Annotated in this window: 12 protein-coding genes and 1 tRNA gene; 10 read left to right on the forward strand and 3 right to left on the reverse strand. The window is 58.1% G+C overall.

Translation table 11 applies throughout. The features are described from left to right. Positions 1-49 precede the first annotated feature (49 nt). Positions 50-1,921: a cation:proton antiporter gene (locus tag K3556_RS05170; protein WP_260518664.1), complete on the reverse strand. Its 1,872-nt coding sequence runs from the start codon at positions 1,919-1,921 to the stop codon at positions 50-52. Positions 1,922-2,322: 401 nt separating this feature from the next. On the opposite strand from K3556_RS05170, the gene K3556_RS05175 reads away from it, so the two are divergent. The 5 genes from K3556_RS05175 (at position 2,323) to K3556_RS05195 (ending at position 7,699) form a co-directional block, all read left to right on the forward strand. After that, positions 2,323-2,412 (forward strand) — tRNA-Ser (locus K3556_RS05175). Between the two features lie 219 nt (positions 2,413-2,631). Continuing rightward, a complete protein-coding gene (locus K3556_RS05180) occupies positions 2,632-3,882 on the forward strand; it encodes a sarcosine oxidase subunit beta family protein (RefSeq protein WP_260518665.1) in 1,251 nt (416 codons plus the stop codon). Positions 3,883-3,892: 10 nt separating this feature from the next. Further along, positions 3,893-4,189, forward strand: a complete 297-nt coding sequence (locus tag K3556_RS05185) for a sarcosine oxidase subunit delta (protein ID WP_260518666.1) — start codon at positions 3,893-3,895, stop codon at positions 4,187-4,189. Next, positions 4,186-7,140 (forward strand): sarcosine oxidase subunit alpha family protein, encoded by a 2,955-nt coding sequence (locus K3556_RS05190; protein ID WP_260518667.1) that lies wholly within the window; start codon positions 4,186-4,188, stop codon positions 7,138-7,140. Before K3556_RS05185 ends, K3556_RS05190 begins: the two co-directional genes overlap by 4 nt. Next, positions 7,133-7,699 (forward strand): sarcosine oxidase subunit gamma, encoded by a 567-nt coding sequence (locus tag K3556_RS05195; RefSeq protein WP_260518668.1) that lies wholly within the window; start codon positions 7,133-7,135, stop codon positions 7,697-7,699. Before K3556_RS05190 ends, K3556_RS05195 begins: the two co-directional genes overlap by 8 nt. Positions 7,700-7,711: 12 nt before the next feature. On the opposite strand, the gene K3556_RS05200 is transcribed toward K3556_RS05195, so the two are convergent. Further along, complete coding sequence (locus K3556_RS05200; RefSeq protein ID WP_260518669.1) at positions 7,712-8,728, reverse strand: GlxA family transcriptional regulator; 1,017 nt, start codon at positions 8,726-8,728, stop codon at positions 7,712-7,714. Next, positions 8,725-9,621 (reverse strand): LysR family transcriptional regulator, encoded by an 897-nt coding sequence (locus tag K3556_RS05205; protein ID WP_260518670.1) that lies wholly within the window; start codon positions 9,619-9,621, stop codon positions 8,725-8,727. The genes K3556_RS05200 and K3556_RS05205 overlap by 4 nt, the downstream gene beginning before the upstream one ends. Positions 9,622-9,722: 101 nt before the next feature. Between K3556_RS05205 and K3556_RS05210 the strand changes: the two genes are divergently transcribed. From K3556_RS05210 to K3556_RS05230, 5 genes are read left to right on the forward strand one after another with little or no spacing between them, the layout of a single operon-like run. Next, the gene (locus K3556_RS05210) at positions 9,723-11,171 is read left to right on the forward strand and encodes an aldehyde dehydrogenase family protein (RefSeq protein ID WP_260518671.1); all 1,449 of its coding nucleotides are present in this window, start codon (positions 9,723-9,725) and stop codon (positions 11,169-11,171) included. Further along, positions 11,171-12,148 carry a dipeptidase gene (locus tag K3556_RS05215; RefSeq protein ID WP_260518672.1) on the forward strand — a complete coding sequence of 326 codons (978 nt, stop codon included), beginning with the start codon at positions 11,171-11,173 and terminating at the stop codon, positions 12,146-12,148. The genes K3556_RS05210 and K3556_RS05215 overlap by 1 nt, the downstream gene beginning before the upstream one ends. Beyond that, positions 12,145-13,830: a DUF2408 domain-containing protein gene (locus tag K3556_RS05220; protein WP_260518673.1), complete on the forward strand. Its 1,686-nt coding sequence runs from the start codon at positions 12,145-12,147 to the stop codon at positions 13,828-13,830. The genes K3556_RS05215 and K3556_RS05220 overlap by 4 nt, the downstream gene beginning before the upstream one ends. Next, positions 13,827-14,456 (forward strand): DUF3726 domain-containing protein, encoded by a 630-nt coding sequence (locus tag K3556_RS05225; protein ID WP_260518674.1) that lies wholly within the window; start codon positions 13,827-13,829, stop codon positions 14,454-14,456. The genes K3556_RS05220 and K3556_RS05225 overlap by 4 nt, the downstream gene beginning before the upstream one ends. 12 nt (positions 14,457-14,468) lie before the next feature. Beyond that, on the forward strand, positions 14,469-15,479 hold the full coding sequence (locus K3556_RS05230; RefSeq protein ID WP_260518675.1) for an Ldh family oxidoreductase: 1,011 nt from the start codon (positions 14,469-14,471) through the stop codon (positions 15,477-15,479). The last annotated feature ends 19 nt before the right edge of the window (positions 15,480-15,498 follow it).

Consider the following 15,498-nt stretch of genomic DNA (forward strand, 5'->3'; position numbering starts at 1 on the left):
CCCGGTGAACGCCGTCCACCAGCAGGAAGCGGGCGCCAGCAGGCTCGGCTCAGTCAACTTTTTTCTTTGCATTGTAAACCCTTCCTGCCATTTGCTCCTGCCAGACCTCCATCATCTCGCTGACACGTTGCATATAGGCTTCGTTTTCGACCATCGGTATGTTGATGTCATGAAGTTCCGCGAGTTCCAGCATGACCTCGCGGTCCGACGCATCAAATTCCGCGACCATACGTTCCGCCGTCGCGCGGCTGTGGCCCAAGGCTTCGAAAGCTGATCGGGTAGCGCGCAACGAACTGTCATAGGTCTCACGGATGACATCACGACATCCAACAGACCAAAGGTCATAAACGTGGTCGCGATCAACCGCGCGGGCAATGACATGTACGTGCGGGTAATGCGCGCAGACATATCGCGTCAGCCCGGTGATAGCCTCTTTCCCGTCGATGGCCACCACAAGGATCTTGGCTTCTTCAATTCCTGCGGCGTGCAAAAGGTCGGGTCGCGTGGCGTCGCCGAAATGCACGCTGATTTTGAAACGGCGCAGCATCTCGAGCTGTTCTGATGAATAGTCAAGCACCGTCGTATCAAGCCCGGCGGCGCGCAATCCCCGGTTCACGATGCCGCCAAACCGGCCATGACCCGCAATGATAATCTGCGAAGGAGCTTCGATCTTGTCTGCCTCACGCTCGTCTTCGTACGAGTAGCGCGGGGCGATGACGCGGTCGTAAAGGATGAACAGGGCAGGGGTCAGCAGCATCGACAAGGCAACGACCAGCAGTAAAATATCTGCAACCCCGTCCGGGATAACAGCGTTTGCGACCGTGAAGGACAACAGAACAAATCCAAATTCACCAGCTTGCGCCAAGCCCAGCCCGAACAGCCACTTATCCCCACCTTCAAGCTTGAAGGCCTGTCCCAGTAACAGAAGTATCGCAGATTTCAGGATGATCAGACCGACGGTCAGCCCCAGAACCAATGCGATGTTCTGGCCAAGTAGCCCGAAATCAATGCTTGCCCCGACCGTGATGAAAAAGACCCCAAGAAAGATGCCCTTGAAGGGATCGATGTCACTTTCCAACTCATGCCGATATTCGCTGCCGGCCATGACGACCCCAGCCAGGAAAGTGCCCAAGGCGGGTGACAACCCGACCAGTGTCATAAGAAGCGCGATGCCAAGCACCATCATAAGGGCGGTGGTGACAAAAAGTTCGCGCAGGCGGGCGCGGGCGACAAAGCGGAAGATCGGTGTGGTCAGGTAGGTGCCGATAAAGACGACTCCGGCGATTGCCGCAAGTGTGACAAGACCCGTCTGCCAGCCGTTCAACCCTTGGACCAGGCTCAGGTTCAGGCCGCCCGAACCATGATCGCCGCCTGTATGTCCATGCGACATCGCCTCGGTCAGTTCAGGCAGGGCGAGCAGCGGGATCAGCGCCAGCATTGGGATGACCGCAATATCCTGCATCAACAGAACCGAGAAGCTGGCCTGCCCACCGTCCGAACGCAACAATCCCTTCTCGCGCAATGTTTGGTTCACGATCGCCGTTGAAGACAGGGCAAAGACCAGACCAATCGCCAACCCGACGCTCCACGGTTGCCCAAAGGCCATGGCGACCCCCATGACAAGCAATGTTGTCACCGTGACTTGCAGCCCCCCCAGCACGAAAATACGTGACCGCATGGCCCAAAGCGATTTCGGGTTCATTTCAAGCCCGACAATGAACAGCATCATGACGACGCCAAATTCCGAGAAATGCTGCAGCGCGACCACGTCAGCGCCGATCCAATGCAGAAACGGGCTGATCACGATGCCAGCCAACAGATATCCCAGCACCGATCCTAGCCCAAGCCGCGACGCAATTGGCACAGCCAGCACGCCCGCCAGAAAAAGCGTGAAGGTGATCAGCATAAACTCAGCGGTCATGTGAACGTCCTATTCCGTTTGCATTGATGAGGCAGCGGCATGCCCCGGTCAGATAGCGTGCTTTGCCGCGGTGCCGCGGGGACGAAAGCCTCGCTGACATCACCGCTTTGCTGTTCGCGCACCAAAATATTAACGTGTTCATCTCTTACTGAAACCTGTGCGCCAATCAGCGTCAAGGGACAGCGCGACAAGCTTGCATATATTTGAGGTGCCGGCCCAGGCCGTCGTCTATCACCAGCGGGTCAAATTGATCTGTTACCCCGCCACGGCGCTGTTCAAGCGTATGGCAATCACACCGCATTGCGAAGTCGGTTCAGGTGTCGCTCCGGAATAGCCGCAAAACCAAACATTTTTCCATTTCGCCCTTGCCCCGACTTTTTGAGATGGATAAACGGGTCGACGGAGACGTGGCCGAGTGGTCGAAGGCGCTCCCCTGCTAAGGGAGTAATGGGGTAACTCATTCGAGGGTTCGAATCCCTTCGTCTCCGCCACCATACCTTTTTCGCTGTTGCCGGGTCGCCTTAGGCAGCTTTTGGACATTTGAAAAAGTTGCGGCACAGTACAGGCTTGGCCGCGTGACGGTGGCTAAGTGGCGGTGATCACCCCCCAATTTCTGGCGATGTCGATTTTGCGACTGCTTTTGTCAGAAATCATGCAAGCACGAGCGTAGCGCGCAGTCCAAAATTGGCCGGATATTGTCGGGAGTCGCTATGCGGTATTCGGGTTTTAGACTGTTCAAGGAAGCCTTGACGGGTCACAAGGGTTGGGCTGGGCAGTGGCGTGACCCTGAGCCCCAAGATGCCTATGACTACCTGATCATTGGCGGGGGTGGGCACGGGCTTGCGACGGCCTATTACCTTGCCAAGGAATTCGGCGGCGCACGCATTGCGGTGCTTGAGAAAGGTTGGATCGGTGGTGGTAATGTCGGTCGCAATACGACGATCATTCGGTCGAACTATTTGCTGGATGGCAATGAGCCCTTCTATGAATTTTCGCTGAAACTGTGGGAAAACCTAGAGCAAGATCTGAACTATAATGCGATGGTATCGCAACGCGGCATTCTGAACCTTATTCATACGGATGCCCAACGGGATGCGGCGCGCAGGCGCGGCAATGCGATGATCCTGAATGGCTCGGACGCCGAGCTTCTGGACGTGGCAGGCGTACGTGCCATGTACCCCTTCCTCAACTTCGACAATGCACGATTCCCGATCAAGGGCGGACTGCTGCACCGGCGCGGCGGGACCGTGCGCCACGATGCAGTAGCCTGGGGCTATGCGCGCGGCGCGGACCGTCGGGGCGTCGATATCATCCAGAACTGCGAAGTGACCGGCTTTCGCATTGAAGGCGGCAAAGTTCTGGGCGTTGAAACGTCGCGCGGGTATATCGGCGCGGTCAAGGTCGGTGTCTCGGTCGCTGGCAGCTCTGGCCGTGTGATGGCCAAAGCGGGGATGCGCCTGCCGATTGAAAGCCATGTGCTTCAGGCGTTCGTGTCTGAGGGGTTGAAGCCCATTATTCCGGGCGTGATCACCTATGGCGCTGGGCACTTTTACTGCAGCCAATCTGACAAAGGTGGGTTGGTTTTTGGTGGCGACATTGATGGCTACAATTCCTATGCCCAACGCGGCAACCTGCCGGTGGTCGAGGATGTGGTGGAAAGTGGCATGTCGCTGATCCCCGCCCTTGGTCGCGCGCGTCTTTTGCGCAGCTGGGGCGGGATCATGGACATGTCGATGGACGGCTCCCCCTTAATCGACAAGACCCACATAGACGGGCTCTATTTCAACGGAGGCTGGTGCTATGGCGGCTTCAAAGCGACGCCAGCGGCTGGCTATTGCTTTGCCCATCTTCTGAAAACCGACCGGCCGCATGAAACCGCAAAAGCCTATCGCCTGGATCGGTTCATGACCGGTCACATGATCGACGAAAAGGGCCAAGGCGCCCAGCCCAACCTGCACTGAGGACCGAAAGATGATCATCAACCATCCGCTTTTGGGGCCACGCGACGCGCAGGAGTTTACTTATCTGGGCGACGCCAACCTGATAAACCGGCCAGATTGGCAGTCGGAAAACGCACTGCAAGAATTCCACGATTATTTGCATCTGCGCGACAATCCCGTCGGTCTGCATCGCGAGTTGTGGTTCCACGAACAAGGTGACCGCTCTTGGCTGGTGGTGACGCGCGACACGACCACACATGAAATTACCGACGTCAAACTGGCGCGTGATGTGGCCCGCGCGAACCGCGCTTCCGAGGTGATACGATGACCCAAGAAAACCGACTTGCTGGCGGGTTGATTGATCGGACAAAGGCGCTTGGCTTTACCTTCGATGGTAAAACCTATCAGGGTCATGCGGGCGACACGCTGGCGTCGGCTTTGCTGGCCAACGGTGTGCGCCTGATGGGCCGGTCGTTCAAATATCATCGCCCGCGCGGTGTGCTGACTGCGGGTAGTGAAGAACCCAACGCACTGGTCGAGCTTCGCTCGGGCGGGAGGCAAGAGCCCAACACCCGTGCCACAGTGGCCGAGGTTTATGAGGGGCTTGTCGCAAACTCGCAAAACCGCTGGCCGTCGCTGGAACGCGACGTGATGGCGATCAATGATCGCTTCTCAAACTTCCTCACCGCCGGGTTCTACTACAAGACATTCATGTGGCCGAAAGCCTTTTGGGAAAAGCTGTATGAACCAATCATCCGCAAGGCCGCCGGGCTTGGCAGCCTGACCGGAGAAGACGACCCAGACACCTATGACAAGGGTTATCTGCATTGCGATCTCTTGGTGATCGGGGCGGGGCCTGCGGGTCTGGCGGCCGCACTGACTGCTGGCCGGGCTGGCGCGCGGGTGATCCTGGCGGACGAAGATTTCCGTCTAGGGGGGCGTCTTTTGTCTGAAGCTGTGCCGTTAAATGACATCTCGGGGGTGGATTGGGTTGCGCAGGTGCAGGCCGAGCTTGGGTCGCTGCCCAATGTTCGCGTGATGCCGCGCACCACCGTTTTTGGGGCCTATGATCATGGCATTTATGGCGCGGTAGAACGCAACGCGGATCATCTGATCGCGCCCCAACCGGGCAAACCGCGCCAGACGCTCTGGCGCATTTACTCAAAACGCGCGCTTATCGCGACAGGGGCCATTGAACGACCGATTGCATTTGAAAACAACGACCGCCCCGGCGTGATGTTGGCGGGTGCCACGCGCGCCTATGCCAATCGTTGGGCGGTGTCGCCCGCGCAATCAGTTGTCGTATTTGCCAACAACAACGATGCCCACCAGACCGCCCGCGACCTGATCGCGAAAGGGGTCGAGGTGCCTGCCGTCATCGATATCCGACCGGATGCGCCCCAGATTGAGGGCCCCGAGCTTTTGGCTGGGGCCGAGGTCGTCGATACAAAGGGGCGCTTAGGCCTGACCTCGGTCACTGTGCGGCTGGCAAACGGCCATACCAGAGAGATAGCTTGTGGCGCTCTGGCCATGTCGGGCGGCTGGAACCCCAATCTGGGCCTGACTTGCCACCAACGCGGCCGGCCAGTCTGGGACGATCGCATTCACGCCTTTGTGCCGGGGCAAGACTTGCCTGTCGGTCAGGCCGTGGCCGGGGCGGCAGCGGGCGACATGACCACTACCGCCGCTTTGACCGGCGGAGTGGCAAGCGCGGTCACCGCCCTTGCTGATCTTGGCATCAACGCGACGCCTATTGATTTGCCGAGAGCCGAGGATGGCCCGGTCACCATCACACCATTCTGGCATGTGTCCGGCGCGAAACGCGCTTGGCTCGACTTTCAGAATGATGTGACCGTGAAAGACGTCAAACTGGCGCATCAGGAGAACTTCACCTCGGTCGAGCACCTCAAGCGCTACACGACACTCGGCATGGCCACCGATCAGGGCAAGACCTCGAATGTGGGTGCGTTGGCGGCGATGGCAGAGCTGACCGGGAAGTCGATCCCCGAGACCGGCACCACCATTTTCCGCCCGCCCTACACGCCCGTTTCAATGGGCGCGCTAGCTGGACGTGCGGTGGGCAAAGAATTTCATCCCACACGCCTGACCCCCAGCCACAAATGGGCTGCGGAACAAGGGGCGGTTTTTGTCGAAGTCGGTAACTGGATGCGGGCGCAGTGGTTCCCGAAAGCAGGCGAGACCCATTGGCGGCAATCCGTCGACCGTGAAGTGCTGTCGACGCGCAGTTCTGTCGGTATTTGCGACGTAACAACGCTTGGCAAGATCGATGTGCAAGGTGCTGATGCAGCGGAATTTTTAAACAAGATTTATGCCAATGGATTTGCAGCATTGGCCGTCGGCAAGGTCCGCTACGGCCTGATGCTGCGTGAAGATGGCGTCGCCTATGACGATGGCACAGCCGCCCGTCTGGCCGAGGACCATTTTATTGTCACCACCACCACGGCCAATGCCGTTTTGGTTTATCGCAATATGGAAATTGCCCGGCAGTGCCTGTGGCCCGATCTGGACGTGCAGCTTATTTCGACAACGGAAGCCTGGGCACAATATGCCGTTGCCGGACCAAACGCCCGCAAACTTTTGCAAAAGATCGTCGACCCTGAATTCGACATCTCGAACGAGGCTTTCCCATTCATGGGATGTGGCGAAATCACCGTCTGTGGTGGCTGCCGCGCACGGCTCTTCCGGATCTCCTTTTCTGGTGAGCTGGCCTATGAAATCGCCGTTCCAACGCGGTATGGCGACGCGCTGATGCGCGAGATGATGGTCGCGGGCGAAGCGTTCGGCGTGACACCCTATGGTACCGAAGCGCTGGGCGTCATGCGGATCGAAAAGGGCCACGCGGCTGGCAACGAGTTGAACGGCACGACCACGGCGTTGAGCCTTGGGTTGGGGCGCATGGTTTCGACCAAGAAGGATTGCATCGGCGGTGTGTTGAGCCGCCGTGACGGGATGAACCGAGAAGATGCGCTGAACCTTGTCGGTCTGCGCCCTGTGGATGCGACGCAATCTGTGCCTGCAGGTGGGCATTTGATGGCCGCCTCTGGTCCCGTGGATGCGGCCCACGATCAAGGCTATGTCACGTCGGCCGCCTTTTCGCCAACGCTTCAAAGCCCTATTGGCCTTGGTTTTGTGAAGGGTGGGTTCGAACGAATGGGCGAGCAGCTTCGCCTCGTGAACCCGTTGGAAAACCAAGAGGTTCTGGTGGAAATCGTAAGCCCGCATTTTGTCGATCCAGACGGGGAGAAGCTCCGTGCATAAGTTGAAAGCTATAACACCGCTTGGCGCGAAGAACCCACGCGTCGACACTGTCGGAGCGATAACAATCACAGAAGTTGTGGATCAAGCGCTGGCGTCGGTCGCCGCGCGACAGGGCCAAGAGAAGGCCCTGCGTCAGGCCCTTCAGAAACACCATGATTTGACCTTGCCCGCTGTTGGGGCTTCGTCACGGGCTGGAGACCTTTCGGCCTTCTGGCTGGGGCCAGAACAGTGGATGCTGAGCGCCCCATATGACAGCCACGAACTGCTGGCGGCAGAGCTGAAGCTGACTGTCGGAACGAGCGCCTCGGTTGTTGAGCAAACCGACGGCTGGTGTTGCTTTGATGTATCTGGGGCGACTGTGTGTGACATGCTCGAGCGACTGTGTGCCGTGCCCGTCCGCACGATGGACAAGGGCGCAGTGGTCCGCTCAATCATCGAACATAGTGGTGCGTACGTTTGGTGCCTGAGGCCTGGGGAGAGGTTTGCGCTGATGTCGCCCCGATCCTCAGCAGCGTCGTTGCATCACGGTCTACAGACCGCGGCAACGTCGATCGCGTGACGTTATCGCGCCTTAACTAGCAGGCAAACAATCGCCATCCGAGACCCGCAACGAGTTCTTTTTCCGCCGATCCGTGATCGGCGTGATCCCGTGGCTTTCGCGATAATGCCGCAGGAAGGTTCCCGGTGCCGAGTATCCGACCATATAGGCAATGTCGGTGACAGGTTCGTTTGTATAAAGCACCAGCTGACGTGCCTGTTTCATCCGCACCGCCCGGTAGTATTTCAACGGGCTTTGCCCTGTGGCTTCTTTGAAGCTGCGTTCAAGACTGCGCGTCGACAGCCCCAACGCGCGCGCGACTTCACTGATCTGCAGCGGGTTGTCGATATGTTCGGAAAACAATTCAATCGCATTAGCAACCTGTTTCGGTAGCATGTCTTCGCTTCGTTCGCTGCGGACAGCGGGCGTTTTTTGCGAAACTGCCGCGCTGCGGATAAGCGGGTGCTGAAACCAGCACGCCACTTCGGCCATGATATCTCCGCCCAGACTGACGCCAATCAAGTTCAGCATATAGTCGAACACAGCGGTGGCTCCAGAAACTGACTTGATGCGGGGGGCGTCGCAAATCACCGTGTTTTCGACTGGAATATCGGGAAACTCGGCCTGGAATGCCGCCGAATAGCACCAGTGGACGGACATGGCATCGCCTTGAGTCAATCCAGTGCGGGCCAATGGAAAAACGCCGCCACTGAAAGCGCCCAACACACCGCCTGCACGGATGTGGCGTTGTAATGCTGCCCCTGCGCGCGAGGAGTTTTCGAACCGTCCGTCCGGGCTTGATACAAAAAACAGGTAGTCCAGCCCTTCAATTTCAGACAGCGCTTTGTCCGGGGCGAACAAAACCGTTGCGGATGATACGACCGGCGCCTTCTGCTCTGCCACGACCTGCCATTCGAAAACAGTCTTTCCCGAGATTTCATTAGCGGCGCGCAATGGTTCGATACACGACGTCAGGCAGGCCATTGGAAACCCGGGAAAGACCAGGATGCCCAGACGGATTGGCTTTGTCGGTGCGTTGGTATCAGTCATGCCGGAAATCGTTCTGTGAGATGTGCGGCGGTTTCGCTGATGCGCCGCTCTAGCAGCCGCGCTGCCGGGGATTGGGCTGAATCCGCTTTGCGCAGCAGATGGATTTTTCGCCGGATCGTGTCATCAGCGAGCGGTCGGAAGATCAGGTCGTTTGGCTGCAGCGCCAATGACGCCATTTCAGGCAGGATCGTGATCCCGATATTCGCCCTCACCATCGCAATGATCGACGTCAGGTTATGCGCCGTCAGCATGGCGTTTTCGTGCAACTTCCTCGATTCCGGCACGGTGATACCGGCGGACAAGCTATTGGCGATCACTCTTTCATCTGCAAGCTCGCTCCAGACAACCGGCCCACGTGTCTGAGCAATCTTGTGATCGGGCGACGCCACGACGCCGAAACGGTCGGACATCAGAAACTGGCTGTGCAGGCCCACCGCATGTTCGCCAAGGGTCGCGATGCCAATATCGATCCTGCCACGCGAGAGTTCGTGCAGGATCGAAGTTGAATCCATGTCCCGCAGTTCAATATCGACATGTTCGAACTCTTCAATGAAACGCGAGAAAACATCCGGTATTACGGTGCCCGCAACAGATGGGACAACCGCGATACTGACGCGGCCATGTGTGGCTTTCGCAAACCCCTCAATCGCTTTGACCGTGTTGTCGAACTGCTGCAATTCCCGCTCGGCTTGCTCAAGGACGAAAGTGCCAAGCGCGGTCAGACGGTTTTTCCGATCTGTTTCAAACAAAGGTTCGCCAAGGTGAGTTTCCAGCTGTTTGAGCATCATCGAAACGGCCGAGGGTGTGCGCCCCAGACTTCGCGCGCCATCGCTGAGGTTTCCGCTTCGCGCGACGACGGCGAAGCCCCGAAGCATCTCGATCTTTAATGCCACTTCAATTTTCCTGAATTGCCATTCAATAATTTTAGTTTGCCTGAAGTCGTTGCGCGAGTCCATACTTGGCAAAACTGACAAATGCGTAGGACGACACATTTATGACCGATATCCAGAAAAACCTGATCGCAGGCGAATGGCAAGCTGGCGAAGGTGAGATCGAAAACCGAAACCCATCGGATCTGAGCGATCTTGTCGGCATGTTTGCGCAGGCCAGCAGCGACCAGCTTGAGGCGACTTTGGATCAGGCCCGTGTCGCCCAACGCGAATGGGCCGCATATGGCATGGAGCGCAAACAGGCGGTTCTGAACGCAATCGGCAACGAGCTGATGTCGCGGGCCGAAGAGCTTGGAGCACTTCTGAGCCGGGAAGAGGGGAAGCCGAAGGCGGAAGGCAAGGGCGAGGTTTATCGCGCGGGTCAGTTCTTCACCTATTACGCCGCAGAATGTCTGCGCCAACTGGGTGAAAACGCGGATTCGGTGCGCGATGGCGTTGAGATCGACGTGCGCCGCGAACCGGTGGGAACCGTGGCGATCATCAGCCCCTGGAACTTCCCGACGGCAACGGCCTCGTGGAAAATCGCACCAGCGCTATGCTATGGCAATGCAGTTATCTGGAAACCCGCCAATGCGACGCCCGCTTCGGCCGTTGCGCTAGCCGAGATCATCAACCGGCAGGATATTCCCAAAGGCCTGTTCTCGTTGGTGATGGGGGCAGGGCGCGCAGTTGGGCAGCGCATTGTGGAAAGCCCGAAGGTGAACGCAATTTCCTTCACGGGCTCGGTGCCGGTGGGCAAAGGCATCGCATCGGCGGCTATCCAGAACCTGACCAAAGTCCAGATGGAGATGGGATCGAAAAACGCGCTGGCCGTGATGGACGATGCCGATCTGGATCTGGCTGTGACACTGGCGCTGGGCGGCGCTTTTGGTGGCACCGGTCAGAAATGCACCGCGTCATCGCGCCTGGTGGTGCATGCAACCATTCACGATGCCTTCGTCGACAAGCTGGTGGCGGGCGCTAAGGCGATGAAAGTCGGTCATGCGCTGGAAGAGGGCACCCAGATGGGGCCGGTTGTCAGCGAACAGCAATTGAAAGAAAACCTCGCTTACGTCGATCTGGGCAAAACCGAAGGCGCAGAACTGGCCTGTGGCGGGGCGCGGCTTGAGATGCCGCATGACGGTTTCTACATGTCGCCGGGCGTGTTCCTGAACACCACCAACAGCATGCGCATTAACCGCGAAGAGATGTTCGCGCCGCTGACCAGCGTGATCAAAGTTGGCAGCTATGACGAAGCGTTGGCCACAGTGAATGACACCAATTTCGGCCTGACCTCGGGCATTGTGACGAAGTCGCTGGCACGTGCCACCCATTTCCGCCGCAACGCGCGGACAGGTGTCGTGACCGTCAACCTGCCGACAGCAGGCACCGATTACCACGTACCGTTCGGGGGGCGTGGCGACAGCTCTTATGGCCCGCGTGAACAGGGCAGGGCAGCCGCCGAGTTCTATACCACTGTCAAAACCGCGTATATCAGCGCAGGCCCCGTCTGATGCGCATAGACGGCCTGCAATATGCCAATTGGTCGGAGAAGATTTTCCGCCAGCTTCGCGAAGGCGGCGTGGACGCGATCCACGTCACCATCTCGTACCACGAGAATTTCCGCGAAACGGTTCTGAATTTTGAAAAGTGGAACCGTTGGTTTGAGCAATATCCCGATCTGATCATGAAAGGGCAGTGGGCCAGCGATATTGATGTCGCCCGCGAAACCGGCCGCACCGCCGTGTTCTTCGGCTTTCAGAACCCCAGCCCGATTGAGGACGACATTGGATTGGTCGAAATCGTGCACACACTGGGTGCGCGTTTCATGCAGCTCACCTATAACAACCAGTCGCTTCTGGCGACCGGCTGTTATGAAGCCGAAGACACCGGCATCACCCGTATGGGCAAGCAGGTGATCAAGGAAATGAACCGCGTTGGTCTTGTGGTGGACATGAGCCATTCCGCTGATCGGTCCACCGTTGAGGCCGCTGAACTGTCCGAGCGTCCCATCGCCATCACTCACGCGAACCCGCATGATTGGTCGCCTGCGCTGCGCAACAAGCGCGACGCGGTGATTCGTGCGGTGACCGAACACGGTGGGATGCTCGGCTTTTCGGTCTATCCGCATCACCTGAAGGGCAAGTCGGACTGCACGCTGGAAAGCTTCTGCGAGATGATCGCGCGGACGGCGGACACCTATGGGGTCGAGCATTTGGGGATTGGCACGGACCTGTGCCAAGATCAGCCCGACAGCATCGTGGAATGGATGCGCGTAGGCCGTTGGACCAAGGAAATCGACTATGGTGAAGGATCGGCCACCAACGCTGGCTTTCCGCCCATGCCGCAGTGGTTCAAAGACAATCGCGACTTTGGCAATATCGAGGCCGGGTTGCGCGCGACGGGTATGAATGCGGACGAAGTTGCGGGCGTAATGGGTGGAAACTGGTATCGGTTCTTCAGCGAAAATTTCGGGCCTCGGAGTAAATGACCAAGATCGACACTCATATCGCGCGACGTGACCCAGCACTTGTAATGCGGCTGAAACGCCTTGGGTCGTTGCATCAGTGCCGCCTGAGCTTCATGCGCGTTTTGACGCGGCGTTTGGCGCGGGAAAACTGGACCTTCACGCGACCTGTCTTCGATATTGATGATCATGGTGTGGGCCATGCGGTGTATTCCGCCACAGGGCCGGATCGAGTGTATTCTCTTGTGGCTTTCGCGCATGATCTGCCCCCGGAACTGCGGTCGGATCGCGTGATCGCAACCGCATGGGATGCGACGTTCACGCTGTTCGACGGCGTGCCGAGCGCCGCTGACATTCAGCGATTGTCAAAAAACGTGCCATTGCAGGAAGCAGGCCGTGTCAGCGAAAAAGAAATATCGGTATCGCGCGCCAATCGGTCCGTGCGCCTGTGGGCGCATTTTGTCGATGCACTGGCATCCGGTCAGCAACCCGATCAGGCCAAAATTGATGCTGTCGGGTACTTGATGCGCACCACTGCGGTCTATGGGTCCGGCAAACTCGGGGCCACAGACCGGGAGGGCATCGCACAGCGCGACGAAATGTTGGTTCCATTTCAGGCCGAGATGCTCTCCGTCTTTCTGACCCGTTGGTTTGTACGCGATCTGGTTCAGCACATGGCAGACGCTAAAGGTGGCGACGGAACCGCACAGCTTGACCCCGTGATCGCGCGTCAACTTGGGATCGGCAATTCAACTGGCCTGGGCATGGCGCCGTTCATCGTCAATCACCCCGTTCTTTTTAACAACTGGATCATGGCCCGCGAAGAAGCAATCGCACGCGTGTGCTCGCAGAAATCCGCAACAGAGGCTGAGCGCAAGGTATTTAAAGGCATTCTGCGCAGAAGTGCCGCGTCTGTTAACCGCTGGCATTCCGAACACCCGATCCAGATCGAAAAGCTGAAAGGGTTGAAGTCGGACCTTCAAGCGCTTGAAGCCCATCTTGATGGGGACGTGCTGAGCGGTGATTTCCCGTGGGGTCGACTGCTAAGTTGGTCCATGGAAAATCTGAGCGAAGAGGGGCAGGAACTCGTCGCTTCTCTTGTGTTGGAGCCCTACGCCGATCTTGTCGACGGGTTGGCGACTTGCATGGCGGACAGCAATACCGGAGCCTTCGCAATCAATGGCGCGATGTCCGTCGCTCAACACCGGGCGTTGATCGAAACCTGCTTCGGCTGGGCCTTCGACGTCGACTGGAGCGCGAAGGAAAACTGCGCTCGGGCGTGGTATGTCTCGGAAGAGAAGCTTGAGCCTCGTCTTGGCGAACGGTTTGATGAGCCGATTGAAGATTACGAGCAGCCGCTTGCCCCGGCCCGGGATGCGGTGGCTGCATATGAAGCCCTTGCGAGTTTTGACGATGACCAGCCCATCGCAGAGTTCCTTTTGCAGCACCCCGAACACCGTCACACGATCCGCCGTGCTCAGATCAGTCGCATTGCGCCATATGGCGAAATTCATGACAACACCATAGGTGCATCGGTTCTTCCCATCGACATGCTGCGCGCGAAGCTTTCGTTTTTTGGCGCGACGCATTTTGATCCGCGGTCCGACCGTTGGGTGCGGATCTGCATGTATGCGGGGGCACCTTATCCTGAGGATCTGACGGTCGATAATGCCGACCTTTGGGTTTATCCGGAGGCAGAGCAATGAGCTTTTCGCTGAATGAAATGGAAGCGACGGCCAAGCGTGCGACACGCGGCGCCGGCTATTCCTGGGGCCTTGCCGAAGAAGCGGCAAAAGCTGCGCGGTGGCTGTGTGTTCAGGGTCTGGATGGCAGCACCGATCTGGCACGCGTTCTGGAGCGTAGGTTTTCAGAACACCCGGCGCTTCACAGGCCACAGACCACTGCTGGCGTCTGGCACGGAAAAAACGACCTGTGCCCGCTCGCCTCGGGTGCGCTGCTGTCAGATTGCGCGCAGCGCTTGAAGGATGGGCCGATCGAGATGCGTCAGGTCGCAGCCCCCTTGGTGCTTCTTCCCTTTGTTGCGTTGGCCGCGAAGCAACTGAAGCACTCCGTACGGGTCGAATGCGATGATGTGGTTGCTGTCACGGATGGCACGAACCTTGACCTCCAAGGCACGCCGCCGGCGGTCGCTCAACGCGTGACGGTTTCTATATGCCAAGAAACGGCAAAGCCAAGCCGACTGCTAAGCCGGTCCCACCCCGCGGCGCAAAGCTGGGAAGCTCTGAACCGCTTCGCCCACAAAACCTACGCCCCAGCCACCGAGGAATCCCGTGCATTGGGTGCCGGTTCCGGGCTGTCCGACAATGATTGAGAAAGCACGCACATGGTAGAAACCCAGACACTCACCTTGGCCGAGATCGAAGACCTGTCATTCCGCGCACTTGTTGCGGTCGGCACGTCCGAAGAAAATGCCCGTCCACTGGCCGTTGCAACTGCCGCGACCGAGGCCGATGGCGTTGCCAGCCATGGCCTTGCCTATATCCCAATCTATTGCGAGCATGTGCAGTGCGGCAAAGTCGATGGTCAGGCCATTCCTGTCCTGTCCCGACCGCGACCCAGTGTTGTGGCCGTCGATGCGGCCACTGGTTTTGCACATTCCGCGATCGACCTTGGTTTTCAATCTCTGATCCCGGCCGCACGCGAACAAGGCGTCGCCGTTTTGTCGATCCGTAACAGCTACAACTGTGGGGTTTTGGGGTATCATACCTATCGTTTGGCGCAGGAAGGATTGCTTGGTATCGGCTTTACCAACGCGCCAGCGTCTATTGCACCTTCTGGCGGGTCAAAACCTGTCGTGGGAACGAACCCGTTTTCAATCGCCGCACCCGGCGCAGACGGACAGCCCGCGATCCTGATTGACCAAAGTGCTAGCACCATCGCGAAAAGCGAAGTGATGAAACACGCACGCGAGGGCAAACCCATCCCTGTCGGATGGGCCCTGGATGCTGATGGCAACCCAACGACTGACCCGGACGTGGGGTTGAAGGGTTCGATGGCACCGTCGGGCGGCTATAAAGGCGTAGGCGTTGCATTGTTGACCGAAATAATGGCCGCAGCGATGACCGGCGCGTCTTTGGGAATTGATGCCTCGCCATTTTCAGGCACAGTCGGTGGCCCCCCTAAAACAGGACAATTCTTCATTGCCATTGACCCAACGGCCACCGCAGGCGACGCTTACATGACCGGTATTGTCGCTTTGACCCATGCAATTCACCAACAAGAAGGCGCACATTTACCAGGAGACGGTCGCCGAAACAAAAGACTGTCCGCTCACGATGGCGGCGTGGCTGTAAACAAAGCGACGCTCGCAAAGATAGAAGCGATCTTGAGTTAAACCGCGCGGGAACTGACCG

The organism is Aliiroseovarius sp. M344 (genome assembly GCF_025140835.1).
In the GTDB taxonomy this organism is placed as follows: domain Bacteria; phylum Pseudomonadota; class Alphaproteobacteria; order Rhodobacterales; family Rhodobacteraceae; genus Aliiroseovarius.